This is a genomic window from Methylobacterium sp. Leaf88, from assembly GCF_001422795.1.
Lineage (GTDB): Bacteria > Pseudomonadota > Alphaproteobacteria > Rhizobiales > Beijerinckiaceae > Methylobacterium.
The window spans coordinates 45,235-58,078 of sequence record NZ_LMMK01000017.1 but is presented as its reverse complement, the minus strand read 5'-3'; the positions used below and the strand labels follow the sequence as shown (position 1 = coordinate 58,078).

Genomic DNA, 12,844 nt, shown 5'->3' with positions numbered 1-12,844 from the left:
ATGAGGGTTCGCCCCGTCTCGATGCATCATGAATACATCTTGGACAAAGGTGCCGTAAGTCTCGGGCCAAGATTGCCCTAAACGCCGGCTTTCGCCGAAGCGACGCGCGCATCCCGCCTCGGTCGCGCGGCACCCTGCCCACCGGCCAGACGGTGCCGCGTGGACGCTTCAACGGCCGATCCGGACGTCCGCACCGAACGCCAGCGGGACCTCGACCGCGTGCTGAACGGGATCCGCGGTGACGGCCGCTGAGAGCCGTACTCCGTAGCGCCGGGGCGGGGCGACGGACGCAGCCCCAGGGTGCCGAACCACTCCCGCATCACGCCGCCGCACCTTCGTCCCTGCGCCGTCGAATGGATTGACACGGCAACGCATGGGCGTCGTCCTGCGGGCCCGAATGTCCGAGTGCGGCCGTGATCGATGAAGACCATTCTGTATGCCCGGGTCTCGACCGGAGACCAGACCATCGCCCATCAGGAGGCGCAGGCCGCCGCCGCGGGCTTCGTCGTCGACGAGGTCGTGGCCGATGACGGCGTGTCGGGCCTGAGCACCTGCCTGCGCGAGCGGCCGCAGGGGCGCCGGCTGTTCGACCTGCTGCGGCGGGGCGACGTCCTGGTGGTGCGCTGGGTCGACCGCCTCGGCCGCAACTACGCCGACGTCTGCGACACCCTGCGGGAGATGATGCGCCGGGGCGTCGTGGTGCGCACGGTCATCCACCGGCTGACCTTCGACGGCGCCACGGCGGATCCGATGCAGCAGGCCGTGCGCGATGCCCTTATCGGTTTCATGGCGGCGACGGCCCAGGCCCAGGCGGAGGCCATGCGAGAGGCGCAGAAGGCCGGCATCGCCCAGGCGCGGGCGCGCAGCGACGTCTATCGCGGACGCAAGCCGAGCTTCAGCCGGGCGCAGTACGAGGCGGTGCGCTCCGCCCTCGTCGAGGGGCGGGGGATCTCGGCGATCGCCGTCGCGACCGGCCTCAGCCGGCAGACCGTCTACCGCATCCGCGACAACGCCGCGGAAGCGGAGGCGGCCCTGGCGCGCTGGGCCTGAGGCTCGGGCCGACGGGAGGTCTGGGCCGGCGGAAGCCCTGGGCTCGGCCGGGGGCGCTGCTTCGTATGGTCGCCTCCCCCGGGCGCCCGCCTCGGCTTAGTCTGGGGCGCCTGACCGATGCGGGATGACCATGGGCGCCGCCACTCTCCTCGGGCTCACCACGCTGGCGTTCCTCGCGCCGCTGCCGCCGGAGCGCTACCATCCGCCGGAGCCGCCGCCCCGCGGGGTCGGCTGGGCGGTCTGTGCCGTGGCCGGGTTGCTGCTGGTGGTCACGGTCGTCCCGCTCAGCCTCGCCCTCGCCGACAAGTGGGCTATGGACGCGCATGTCGCCGAATGCCGGGCGGCGGGCGGCCGGTTCGTGCCGGTCGCGTCGGTCAACGGGCGGGCCTATCGCTGCGACCAGCCGGAGCGGCCGCGCTCCTGACGCCGGACCGACGCCCCGGGGGTCAGAAATCCGCGTGGATGCGGGTGCCGAAGAAGTCCGCCGGCCCGCGGTCCCGGTTGTAGGCCGGGTTCTCCACGTGCTGGTAATTGACCGACAGGGTCAGGGTCCTGTTCAGGGCGAAGGCGTAGTAGGCCTCCACCGCGCGCTCGGGGGCATAGTTGAGCCGGCCGTCGCCGATGAGGAGGCCGACGCCCCCATTGGCGAAGAAGGCGCGATGGCTCGGCGAGATCGCGTTCATCGAGGTGCCGAGGCCCACCGTGTCGCCGGGCCGGCCCCAGGCGGTGCCCTTGAGGGACACGCCGCCGGACACCGACCGGTCGATGTCGGTGAAGGACAGGCTCTCGGTGCGGCCGTCATTGGCGCTGAACCGGGCGAAGACGCCGAGGTCCGCCGTCACCGCCTGCTCGAGATTCAGGTAGAAGCCGGTCTTGCGCCGCGCGGCCCGCGTGGCGGCGGCCGCATCGTTGATGTCGCCGAAGAGCCCGGCCTGGGTCAGCGACACCACCTCCCGGAAGTCGGCCGAGTTGCCCACATTGGTGAAGAAGCCGAGGCGCAGCTTGCCGGGCTGATCGAGGACCGGCAGCACGTGGCGCTCCTCGAACTCGATGGTGGTGCCGGCCCGGCGGAAGACGCGCGGGTCGAGGACGTCGCTGGAGGGCTCCTTGGGCACCTGGGTGTAGGCGGCCCGGATCGCGAACGCCGCGCGGTTGTACTCGACCATCACGCCCTGGGTGAAGCCGGGCAGGTTGGCGGGGAAGTCGTAGGCGCCGGAGGCCCAGATGCCCCAGTTCATGAAGTCCACCCGCGGGTCGTGGGCGTAGACGTTGCCGTCGAAGTAGTCGCCGAGGGCGAACTTGCCCGCCACCACGGTGATCCGCTCGATGTCGCGCCGGGTGGCGACCTGGTTCGGGCCGTCCGGCACGTCCTCGGTTTCGCCGCCGAGGCCGAAGGTCTGGCGCACGAAGTAGCGGTTGGAGCGCAGCTTCGGGAACGGCGCGCCCGCCTTCTGCGCCTCGCCGTTGACGAAGCCGGCGACGCCCAGGGTCCGGCTCAGGCCGAAGCCCTGGGAGAATTCCGGATTGTAGTAGAGTTCCGTGCCTTCGAAGAGCTTGAGCCCCAGGAAGGCGGTGGCGGTGGTGGTCGACTGGACCTGATGGCCGATCAGGCTCGCCGGACCAGTATAGGGCGCGCGGAAGCCTGGCACGCCCTGGGCGATGAAGGTGGTCTGGCCGTGGAGCGAGAACCGATCGCCGGAGCCGTCGCCGGGATCGTGCGGCGCGGCGTCGTCGACCTCCGGCGGCAGCACGAAGCCGCTCGGATGCCAGGACAGGCGCGCCATCATCTGGTGCGAGGTGAAGGAATCCTGCCGCGTCGCCACCGGGCCGAGGCCCGGTACGGCGCCGAGATCGAAGCGGTCGCTGCCGCCGAGGTCGAGATAGCGGTAGTCGATCCCGAGGGCGAGGCTCTCGGTCACGGCGAACTGCACGCCGGCTCCCAGGGTGAAGCCGAGCGAGGAGAGGTCGCGCCGCGCGGTGGTGACGCGGCCGGTGCCGGGGTCGGGATAGCTCGCCAGGATGCGGGCATTGGCGCCGGCGAGCCCGAAGCTCGCATAGACCAGCGACCGCTCGAAGGCGTAGCCGAAGCGCCCGCGCAGGGTGCCGTAGACGTCGGTCTTGGCGCGGATCAGGCCGAGGCCCGGATCGCCGTCGCCGACGAAGCCGGGGGTGGGCAGGAGCACCGGCCGCTTCAGGTTCGCGCCCGCGACATCAGCCTCGATCCCGTACAGCCAGGGGCCGGTCTGCCAGTTGTAGCCGCCGAACAGGCCGCCGACGGCGGTGGTGGCGTCGCGGCCGAGGTCGGACCGACCGGTGGCGTCGCCCGTCTTGAACGGACGGACCGGGCGACCGCCGACCGTGGTGTCGCGAAAGGTGTAGGCACCGTAGGAATTGCCGGCGCTGCCCTCGATTCCGAGATAGGGTCCCGACCAGTCGACGAAGGCCGGTGTCGTGGCCAGGGGGCGTGGCGTGCCGAGATCGGCGGCGTGGACGCCGGAAGCGGCCGTCAGCGTGAGCAGGGCGAGGCCGGCGGCTCCCGCGCGGTCAGGGACGCCGCGTCCATAGCGATTTGCTCTCGTCATACCGCCCCCGCGCCGTTTGTCTGAGGACGGGGTATAGACGGTGCTATAACTATGACAATATGGTTTAATCCAAGCCGGGACGGGATCGGGGCCACTGTTGCGCAAACAGCGCAGGGGCGATCCGCGCGGGATCTCGCGTCCCTGCGATCGACCGTCCGGAGCGCGGCCCGTCGGGACGATCCCTTAGCCGTTCTCTGCGAAGATCGGATGACCCGCTCGGCACCCTCCATTTGGGGGATGTCAGGCACCGGGGCTGCGGTCTAGCCTGGGCGTCTCCAAGGTTTCGGACCGTCTCGGCCCGCAGGGCATCGCCCCTGCGGGCTTCTTTTTCGGTCGCGGCGGCCGATCCACTCTCCGTCAGGCGGTGCCGGTCTCGATCTTCTCGATGAGCGCCGTCAATTCACCGATGCGCAGGCGGAGGCCTTCCCGGGTGCTCTCGTCCATGTCGCGCAGGGCGTACCCGTCCTCGAACTGGCGCTCCTCCGTATGGGCCTCCTGCCCGCGTGCGGCGAGTTCCGCCATCAGACGATCGCGCTCGGCGCGGTACTGGGACTTTCGGTCATCGGTGACGGGCATGGTCATTCCCTGGCGGATGGCGCGCAACGCGTCCGGCTCGCCTGACGGGCGGGCCTTGGGCGGGAAACGCGGACCTTCGCCCCCGGGTTCAGACGGCGCGGACCGGAACCATAGCGCCGGCCGACCGTTGAACCGACGACCCAAGCTCGAAGACCTCATCCCCGCCCGGCTCGCGCCGAGGCGGGTTTTTTCGGGCCTGTGTCCGCTCTCCGATCCGGCCTCCGCCCCCGGCGGCCCGCGTTCGTCGAGGTATTGCCACCGGTCCGGTTCGGATAAGGCCCGGATCAAGTCCGTAATCGGAGACGTTCAGATACGATCAGGAAAGTAAATATAATTCAATAACTTCGTAATCCAGCGCAAACGATGAGCAGTCACGATGCTTTAGCGGTGCCTTAAGTTTCCCGCTGCTAGCTCTGGCACCGATACCGGTCCGGAGATCTCTCGTGGCTTTGCTCGCGCGCTTCAGCATCATCACCAAACTGATCGCGGTGGTCAGTCTGATCGGGGTCATCGTCAGTGGCTGCCTCTGGTACGCCACCACCCAGATGACGCAGATCGACGAGGCCTACAGCCGCTTCGTCTCCCATGACACGAAGGCGATCGCCGACCTGCGGACGGTCAACCGGCTGGTCTTCACGATGAGCTACTTCAACTTCCGCAACATCGCCGAGGGCAGCTCCGACGAGATGCAGAAGACCGACAAGGGATTCGACGAGGCGAGCGAGCGCCTGAACAAGGTGCTGGCGGAACTGCGGGATGCCGCTCCCAGCTTCGCGCCGCGCATCGACGGTCTGAAACAGAAGGTCAACCGCTTCATGGCCGACAGCTCCGAGGCACGCACCCTGGCGAGCAGCGGCCTGAAGACGGAGGCCCTCGTCCTGCTGCACCAGACCGTCGACCCGACCTTCGACGCGATGGTGTCGGAGGGAAGCGCCCTCGGCCGGGACATCCGGACCTTCGTCGACGCGGGCGCCCGCGATCTCGCGGCGATGACGGACCGGACCCGGACCAACACCCTGCTCCTCGGCGGCCTCGGCCTGCTCGCGGGCCTCTTCGCGGCCGGGCTCGTCGCCGTGTTCGGTATCACCCGTCCGATCGGCCAGCTGGTCGAGGCCCTGCGCCGGATGGCGCGGGGGGACAGCGACGCGGTGATCCTCGGGCGCGACCGGCGCGACGAGGTCGGCGCCGTGGGTCGCGCGGTGGAGGAGATCCGCGCCCTGGTCGCCCGCAAGGCCTCGGAGGAGGCCGAGCGCCGGCAGATCGCCGATGCGGCGGCGGCGGCCGAGCGCCAGCGCACCATGCATGAGCTCGCCGACGGCTTCGAGGTGGCGGTCGGCTCGATCATCGCCACGGTGTCGGCCTCCGCCGGCGCGCTGCAGGAGACCGCCGCGGCGATGAGCACCAACGCGGCCCGGACCACCGATCAATCGGTGACGGTGGCGGCCGCCGCCGAGGAGGCGGCCTCCAACGTCAACACCGTGGCGGCCGCAGCCGAGGAGCTCGGTTCGTCGGTGCAGGAGATCGGCCGCCAGGTCGACGGCTCGGCCAACCTCGCCCTGCGGGCGGTGGAGGAGGCGGCCCAGACCGCCGGGCTCGTCCAGGACCTCAGCAGCGCCGCCGCGCGGATCGGCGACGTCGTCGCGCTGATCACCACCATCGCGGGCCAGACCAACCTGCTGGCGCTGAACGCGACGATCGAGGCGGCGCGGGCTGGCGAGGCGGGCCGCGGCTTCGCGGTGGTCGCCGCCGAGGTCAAGGAACTCGCCAACCAGACCACGCGGGCGACCCACGAGATCGAGGAGCAGATCGGCCGCATCCAAGCCTCGACGGAGCAGGCGGTCGGGGCCATCCGCACCATCAGCGGCCGGATCGGCGAGATCAGCCAGGTGACGACCTCGATCGCGGCGGCGGTGGAGGAGCAGGGGTCGGCGACCCAGGAGATCGTGCGCAACGTCGGCCAGGCCGCCAGCGGCACCAGCGAGGTCACCGAGAACATCTCGGGCGTCGCCCACGCGGCCGAGGAGACCGGCGCCGCCGCCCGTCAGGTGCTCGTCTCGGCCTCCGACCTGACGGCCCAGTCGGAGCACCTGACCGTGCAGGTCACGCGCTTCCTGGAGACGGTCCGGGCGGCGTGAGGGGGCCGCCCGGCGTCGCGTGGCGCGAGGGCGGCCGGCTCACGGCCCGCGAGCCGGCGAGCAGGAAGCGCCAGGGCGTCTCCACCGCGCGGGAGATGCCGATCCGGCGATCGGCGATCCAGGCCGGCGCCGTCTCGGGGGCGGCCAGCGCGAAGGGGGGCGCGTCGAGGGCCAGGCCGTCCATCGCGAGGGTGACGGCGAGCGCCTGGCAGAGGCGGCCGGGTCCGGCGCAGAACAGGCGCGGATCGGACAGCCTCCGCCGCGCCGCCATCGCGTCGAGCCCGTGGCGGGGCTCCAGCGCCCGGATCAGGACCGCGCTGCCCGGCTCGCAGACGAGGTTCAGGCACCAGTGCAGGCCGTAGGAGCGGTAGACGTAGGCGTGCCCCGGCGGCCCGAACATGCTGGCATTGCGCCGGGTCGGGCCGTTGACGCTGTGCGAGGCCGGGTCGCTCCGGTCATAGGCCTCCGTCTCGACGACCATCCCGCCGATCCCGTCCACCCGCAGGTCACAGCCAATGAGGGACGCGGCCACGTCCGCCGCCGGGCGGGCGAAGAAGCCGGCCGGGAGGCGTGCGCCGAGGGGATCGCCCGCTGGACTCAAGGGGTGGAGACGCCCTTGCCCGCGTTGGCAGCCTTGGCGCCGCGCAGGTCGGCGCGGGCCCGCTCCAGCCCCTCGGGGCCGAGGTCGAGGGCGAGCCGCACCGCCCGTTCCACGTAGGCCTGCGGCGTCAGGCCGGAGGCTTTCGCGGCGCGCGAGACCTCCAAGCCGAGGCCGAGATCGAGGGGGATCGCGCTCGTGCGCGCCGGGGCGGGCTCGGACGCGGCGGGCGCCGTGGCCAAGGCTGCCTGCGAGACCGCCTGCGAGACCGCCGGGGCAACCGCCGCGCGCAGGGCGGCCGTTCCGGTGAGCGGTGCCGGTCCGCTCTCCGGGCGCAGCGCCAGGCCGAGGGCCTCGCGCCGGCCCTGCGCCGCGAGCCGGTCTGCGCGTTCGTTGCCGGCCTCGCCCGCATGGCCCCGGACCCAGGTCCAGCGCACGTCGCGGCGGGCCGCCAGGCCATCGAGTTCCTGCATCAGCTCGACGTTCTTCACCGGGCCGGTGGCGGTGCGCCAGCCCTTGGCCTTCCAGCCGCGCATCCACTCGGTCACCGACTTGATGACGTACTGGCTGTCGCAGCGCATCTCGATCTGCGCGCCCTCGGGGAAGTGACGCAGGGCGTTGATCGCCGCGGTCAGCTCCATGCGGTTGTTGGTGGTGGCCCGGTCGCCGCCGCAGAGCTCGATGCGGCCGTTCTCGGCCTCGATGACGACGCCCCAGCCACCGGGGCCGGGATTGGGATCGCATCCGCCGTCGGCATAGACGATGGTTCGCATGGGACTCGCTTCGACCTGTTCACGACGGGGCCCCCCGGGAGAGGGGGCGCCGGGCGCCGCCCATAGCACGGGCGCGGCCCCGTCGGGCACCCGCTTCAGAGGCGGGCCGGGTCGATGCGGTAGCGGATCGGCTTGAAGCTGTTGTTGTTCGATTGCAGGGCCGAACAGGCGGTGAGCCCGATCACGAGGTCGCATTCCGCCTCGAAGGTGACGTGGTCGCCCGCCCGACTCAGGGGCGGCTCGACCTTCAAGTCGCCCGTGCCGCCATCGACGGTGACGTTCATGAACACGTTGAAGGCCACCGGGATCCGGTCCGGCACGACGCCGTAGGGCGCCAGCGCCGCCGCGAGGTTGCCGAAGCAGCCCCGGTGCGGGTGGGTGTCGCCGTAGATGATCCGGAAGGTGTCGGCCGAGCATGGGGTCAGCAGGAAGTCGTGGCGGCCCACCGTGTCCGCGACGATGCGCAAAAGCACATTCGAGCGGTTGGAATAGATCGGGTCGCCGGTGGTGAGGTAGATTCGGCTGGCATAATCGAGGGTCCGGCCCGAGGAGATCACCTCGTCGAGGTCGCCGCGGACGAAGGCGAGGAGGTCGGCCACCTGCTCGCCCTGCGGGTCGATCACGGTGAGGCGCTCGCCCTTGTCGAGGGTGAAGGCGACGCCGGAGCGCGGCGCGATCTCGTGCATGGTCGATGGGTGCGGGCGGGGCTCAGGCGGCATCGCGGGCCTCCGCGTCGCGGCCGCGGAACGGGCAGACCCAGTCGGCGTCGACGGCGCGGCCGCTGTACTGGCGCGCCTCCGAGGCGTCGCCATGCCGGGCGAGCATCGGGTTGATCGAGCCGGCCAGCGCCTCGTCGCGCGAGAGGATTGCGCTGCGCAGCTTCTCGTAGCGCCCCTCGGCGCGCAGCTGCTCGAACTGGGCGCGCAGGTTGAACACCAGGACCGGATGCGGGAAGCGCCGGGCCGGCCGGCTGGCACCGGGATGCATGCCGACCACAAAGAACGCCTCGCCGCCGAAGGAGAGGGAGAAGTGCGGGTCGTTCGGATCGGCCTCGACGCGGGTGTCGTAGCGCTGGCCGAGGAACGCGTCCTTGTCCGAAAGGGACTGCACGCGGTCCCAGAGGTGGCCCTCGAAGGCCTCCTCGCCGAGATCCGTCGGACCTTCGAAGATCACGGCGAAGCTCTGGAACAGGTTGGGCTTGGCCCGGTAGCGGCAGATGAAGGCGAGAAGCGCGGGATAGAGCCGGGGATCGTCCCAGCTCGAGGCGATGCTGCGCGCCACGACGATCTTCATCTGGCCCTTCGACAGGGCCGATTTCGCGCCGACGCAGGGGAAGGGCTGGCTTCGGATGAAATCCTGGAACTCCACGGCCAGGGGATGGCCGCTGTCGTCGGTGGGAAGATGCATGGAGACTCGACGCTGACAGCACCCGGAACGCAGGGTGCATGGGGTGAACCGGAGGGACATGGCCGAGTTCCGTTCGCGCGACGGCATGGCACGCATGCTCCACAGCCCTCCCGGCGACGGCGGCGATGCCCCGCGGCGAACCTTTGCCGGCGCCGGGCATTGAACCGACGATGTCGAGACGGGGCCCCACGACGATGGCGACGCAACCATGACCGGCCGACAGGGGGTCGCCCGGTTCGCGAAAGGCACCCTGCGGGCGTTGCGCCTGCTGGCCAAGCCGGTTCGACGGTCTCAAGGCCGCGCCGGGACGGTGGTGGAAACTTATCGGGGCTACGGCTCCCGCGACGAGGTCTTCCTCATCGGCCGGGTCTTTCGGCAGTCGAGCCGGGCGGCCGACGCGCCGGACGAGGGCTGGGCCGCCGAGCTGCGCGACATCCGGCGCCGCATCACCCGCCGCACGGTGGCGGGTGCCGCGCTCACCGCGCGCTTTTTCGGCTGCGAGGAGCAGGTCGTCACCGACCGGGACGGCTACTTCCGCGTCCACCTGCGCCCGAACCTGCCCGCGCCGCCGCAGGCCTCCTGGCACAGCCTGGAGCTCGATCTGGCCGGCCCCGAGCCCGTGCGGGCGAAGGCGCAGGTGTTCATCCCCTCGGTCGATTGCCGGCGGGTGGTGATCAGCGACATCGACGACACGATCATGCACACGGGCGTGGCCAACAAGGTCAAGATGCTCTGGCGGCTGTTCGTGGAGGATGCCGAGAACCGGGTCGCCTTCCCGGGGGCCGCCGCCCTGTACCGGGCGCTCTATGCCGGGCCGTGCGGGGCGGAGGGCAATCCCATGCTCTACGTCTCCCGGGCGCCGTGGGGCATCTACGACATGCTCAGCGAATTCTTCGTCATGCACCGGATCCCGGTCGGGCCGGTGCTCTTCTTGCGCGAATGGGGTCTGTCCTGGACGAGCCCGCTGCCGCGCCGGGCCGAGGATCACAAGCGCCACCTCATCGACCACATGCTGACGCTCTACCACGACCTGCCCTTCGTGCTCATCGGCGACAGCGGCCAGCACGATCCCGAGGTCTACGCGGGCATCGTCGCGGCCTATCCCGGCCGGGTGGCCGCGGTCTATATCCGCAACGTCTCGCGGGATGCGGGCCGGCTGGAAGAGATCGCCAAGCTCGCCGAGGCGGTGGAGGCGGCCGGCAGCAGCCTGGTTCTGGCCGCCGACAGCCTCGCCATGGCCGAGCATGCCGCCGAGCACGGCCTGATCGCCTACGCGGACGTTGCCGATGTGGCGCGGGAACACGGGACCGTGCCGGAAACCCGCCGTCGCGCCGGCCGCATTCGCGCCCGCGGCCTGCGCAAGATCCTGGGCGGGGCCGGGCCGACGCCGCCCAACGTCATCGTCGAGCCCGGCCGGTCCGATCCGCCGGCCTGAACCCGCCATCGGAGCGCCGGCTTGCGCCGATCCGGGCCGGTCTCCGGGAAACCGCTCGCCGCCCTGCGCAGGGCTCTGCCGTCGAGGTGGGCAATCTGCCCTAACCGTTTGCAATTCTGACCTCGCCCTGTAAGGTCTCTCTGGTATACCAGAGGCGTCGGCCTGCATTTTCAGCGTTCGCTCGAGCAGCGCGCGCTTCGCGAGCGAGGGGGAGAGGATGTCAGACCCTACCGGTCCCGACCGCCCGGCCGGCGCGCTGCTCGGCGCCCGTCTGTTCCGGCCGATCCTGGCCGGCGCCACCCTGCGAGAGCGCCTGATCGGCTGCCTTGGCGCCCTCATCGGCATCGCCCTGACGGGACTCGTGACCGGCTGGATGGTCGGGCAGGGCCCATACATTCCCCTTATCGTGGCGCCCATGGGGGCCACGGCGGTGCTGCTCTTCGCCGTGCCGGCGAGCCCCTTGGCTCAGCCCTGGCCGATCATCGGCGGCAACACGATCTCGGCCCTGATCGGCGTGACCGCCGCCCACTTCATCCCCAATCCGGTGCTGGCCATCGGGGTCGGCGTCTCGCTGGCCATCGCGGCGATGTCGTTCACGCGCAGCCTGCATCCGCCGGGCGGGGCCGCGGCGCTCACCGCGCTCATCGGCGGCCCGGCCATCGCCTCCTCGGGCTTCCTGTTCCCCTTCGTGCCGGTCTGCCTGAACTCCATCATCCTGGTCAGCCTCGGCATCGCCTTCCACCGGATTTCCGGGCGCACCTATCCGCACGTCCCGTCGGCCCCCCCGGCCAACCTGCACGGCACGACCGACCTGCCGGCCCCCATCCGGGTCGGCTTCAACGCCCGCGACGTCGACGCCGCGCTCCTCAACCTCAACGAGACCCTCGACATCGACCGCAGCGACCTCGACCGGCTGCTGCGGGAGGTCGAGAGCCAGGCCCTGGTGCGGGCGCACGGGGCCCTGGACTGCGGCGCGGTGATGTCCCGCGACGTGGTGACGATCGGCCTGCACGAGTCGCTCGCCCGGGCACGCGACCTCCTGCTCCGGCACAACATCCGGACCCTGCCGGTGGTGGACGAGGCGGGCCGCCTCGCCGGAACCCTGGGCCTGCGCGAACTGGCCCTGCGCGGGGAGGGCAGCCTCGCGCAGGTGATGTCCGAGGCGCACACGGCCCGGGCGGCCGAGCCCGTGCTGAGCCTGGTGGAGCCCCTGACCAACGGGCACGCGCATGCGGTGGTGGTGACGGGCGAGGACCGCCGGATCCACGGGATCATCACCCAGACCGACCTGCTCGCCGTGCTGACGCGCCTCGCCTCCGCCAAGGCCTTCGACGCGAGCCCGGCCGCGGCGGCCTGAGCGGGGCAGGGGCCGGCGGCACTTGGTCCGACACTTCGCCCCGGGCGCTTGGCCCGGCGCTTGGTCCCGGGCGCGTGGCGCGGTTGTTGCGAGGAGACGTACTCCCTCGCACCGAAGCCCACGGGTTCGAGCCGATGCACGACGCGCCGCTTCTCCTCCACCTCCTGTACGCCACCCTGATGGTGGCCAGCATGATGCTGACCTGGCAGGTCCATCGGCTCCTCGGCCGGGCCTGACGGATGATGGCCGGCAGGCGTGCCGGCCGGCTGCGTGGTCCATTACGACGGCAGGGGGCCCCGCCGTCGCCGGTCGACGCACGCCCCGCACCGTGCACCTGTCTTAGGGAGCCAATCGGAAACTGGCGCTCTCGATCGTCTCCGGGTCGTTCATGGTGAGCCGCCATTCGCTTTGCGCGGCAGAGAACATGACGGTGAAGACATCGCTGTCGTCGACGCGGGAGATGCCCTTGAAGGCGATCGACACGAGGTCGCCCCAGAACCTCACCGTCCTCATGTTGTCCGGCAACTGCTCCTTGAACGCCCGTGCGAGCGGCTTGCTCATGCGCGCGAGTTCCGGGCTGCCCCGCTGGGTCGCCTCGATGATCCGACGCAGAGCCGCTTCACTTCCAGGGGCCGGCGTATTCGCAGCCTGCCGCGCCTCCCGCCGTGCCTCGATGGCGTTCGCCCGGTCTTCCCTGATCCGCGGAGAGGTCTGTTCAAGCCCGTTCTGATGAAGGATGGCGGCAGTCGCGGTGCCATCCGGACCGACCATGAAGCTGATCTGTGCCTGGATATTGCGATTTCGATAGAAAATTTTCGACTGCTTTCCGGGATGATCGAGTAAAACGACTGTCCCGTGAGGCGAACGATGAGATCGTTCGCGTCCCGCTGTACAACGATGATGGTCTTGGGAGTCAGTTCGTAGAAGCCGA

12 protein-coding genes are annotated in these 12,844 nt (G+C 70.8%); 5 read left to right on the top strand and 7 right to left on the bottom strand.

Annotated elements, in window-relative coordinates:
* The first annotated feature begins 420 nt into the window (after positions 1–420).
* Together ASF20_RS11450 and ASF20_RS11445 are read left to right on the top strand one after the other, a co-directional pair.
* Positions 421–1,050, top strand: a complete 630-nt coding sequence (locus tag ASF20_RS11450; RefSeq protein WP_056213119.1) for a recombinase family protein — start codon at positions 421–423, stop codon at positions 1,048–1,050.
* 130 nt (positions 1,051–1,180) lie between these two features.
* A complete protein-coding gene (locus tag ASF20_RS11445; protein WP_156648038.1) occupies positions 1,181–1,474 on the top strand; it encodes a hypothetical protein in 294 nt (97 codons plus the stop codon).
* 22 nt (positions 1,475–1,496) lie between these two features.
* On the opposite strand, the gene ASF20_RS11440 is transcribed toward ASF20_RS11445, so the two are convergent.
* Positions 1,497–3,632, bottom strand: coding sequence for a carbohydrate porin (locus tag ASF20_RS11440; RefSeq protein ID WP_056274280.1), 2,136 nt, complete (start codon positions 3,630–3,632; stop codon positions 1,497–1,499).
* Positions 3,633–3,989: 357 nt separating this feature from the next.
* Positions 3,990–4,208 carry a hypothetical protein gene (locus ASF20_RS11435; protein ID WP_156389600.1) on the bottom strand — a complete coding sequence of 73 codons (219 nt, stop codon included), beginning with the start codon at positions 4,206–4,208 and terminating at the stop codon, positions 3,990–3,992.
* A gap of 443 nt (positions 4,209–4,651) precedes the next feature.
* Here ASF20_RS11435 and ASF20_RS11430 point away from each other — a divergent pair, with 443 nt between their 5' ends.
* Positions 4,652–6,343, top strand: coding sequence for a methyl-accepting chemotaxis protein (locus ASF20_RS11430; RefSeq protein ID WP_056274275.1), 1,692 nt, complete (start codon positions 4,652–4,654; stop codon positions 6,341–6,343).
* On the opposite strand, the gene ASF20_RS24625 is transcribed toward ASF20_RS11430, so the two are convergent.
* The 4 genes from ASF20_RS24625 to gntA form a co-directional block, all read right to left on the bottom strand.
* Positions 6,309–6,944 carry a DNA-3-methyladenine glycosylase gene (locus ASF20_RS24625; protein WP_056274271.1) on the bottom strand — a complete coding sequence of 212 codons (636 nt, stop codon included), beginning with the start codon at positions 6,942–6,944 and terminating at the stop codon, positions 6,309–6,311. The two genes, ASF20_RS11430 and ASF20_RS24625, sit on opposite strands and share 35 nt — an antisense overlap.
* Positions 6,941–7,714 (bottom strand): ribonuclease HI, encoded by a 774-nt coding sequence (gene rnhA / locus ASF20_RS24620; RefSeq protein ID WP_056274268.1) that lies wholly within the window; start codon positions 7,712–7,714, stop codon positions 6,941–6,943. Before rnhA ends, ASF20_RS24625 begins: the two co-directional genes overlap by 4 nt.
* Positions 7,715–7,809: 95 nt before the next feature.
* Positions 7,810–8,433, bottom strand: a complete 624-nt coding sequence (locus tag ASF20_RS11415) for an urea carboxylase-associated family protein (protein WP_244476400.1) — start codon at positions 8,431–8,433, stop codon at positions 7,810–7,812.
* Complete coding sequence (gntA, locus tag ASF20_RS11410; RefSeq protein ID WP_056274265.1) at positions 8,423–9,121, bottom strand: guanitoxin biosynthesis heme-dependent pre-guanitoxin N-hydroxylase GntA; 699 nt, start codon at positions 9,119–9,121, stop codon at positions 8,423–8,425. The genes ASF20_RS11415 and gntA overlap by 11 nt, the downstream gene beginning before the upstream one ends.
* 208 nt (positions 9,122–9,329) lie before the next feature.
* On the opposite strand from gntA, the gene ASF20_RS11405 reads away from it, so the two are divergent.
* Positions 9,330–10,556, top strand: coding sequence for a phosphatase domain-containing protein (locus tag ASF20_RS11405; protein WP_056274262.1), 1,227 nt, complete (start codon positions 9,330–9,332; stop codon positions 10,554–10,556).
* A 217-nt stretch (positions 10,557–10,773) separates the two neighbouring features.
* On the top strand, positions 10,774–11,913 hold the full coding sequence (locus ASF20_RS11400) for an HPP family protein (RefSeq protein ID WP_056274259.1): 1,140 nt from the start codon (positions 10,774–10,776) through the stop codon (positions 11,911–11,913).
* Between the two features lie 339 nt (positions 11,914–12,252).
* Here ASF20_RS11400 and ASF20_RS11395 read toward each other — a convergent pair whose 3' ends face one another.
* Entirely contained in the window at positions 12,253–12,684 is a 432-nt protein-coding gene (locus tag ASF20_RS11395; RefSeq protein ID WP_056274256.1) for a hypothetical protein, read from the bottom strand.
* Between the last annotated feature and the right edge of the window lie 160 nt (positions 12,685–12,844).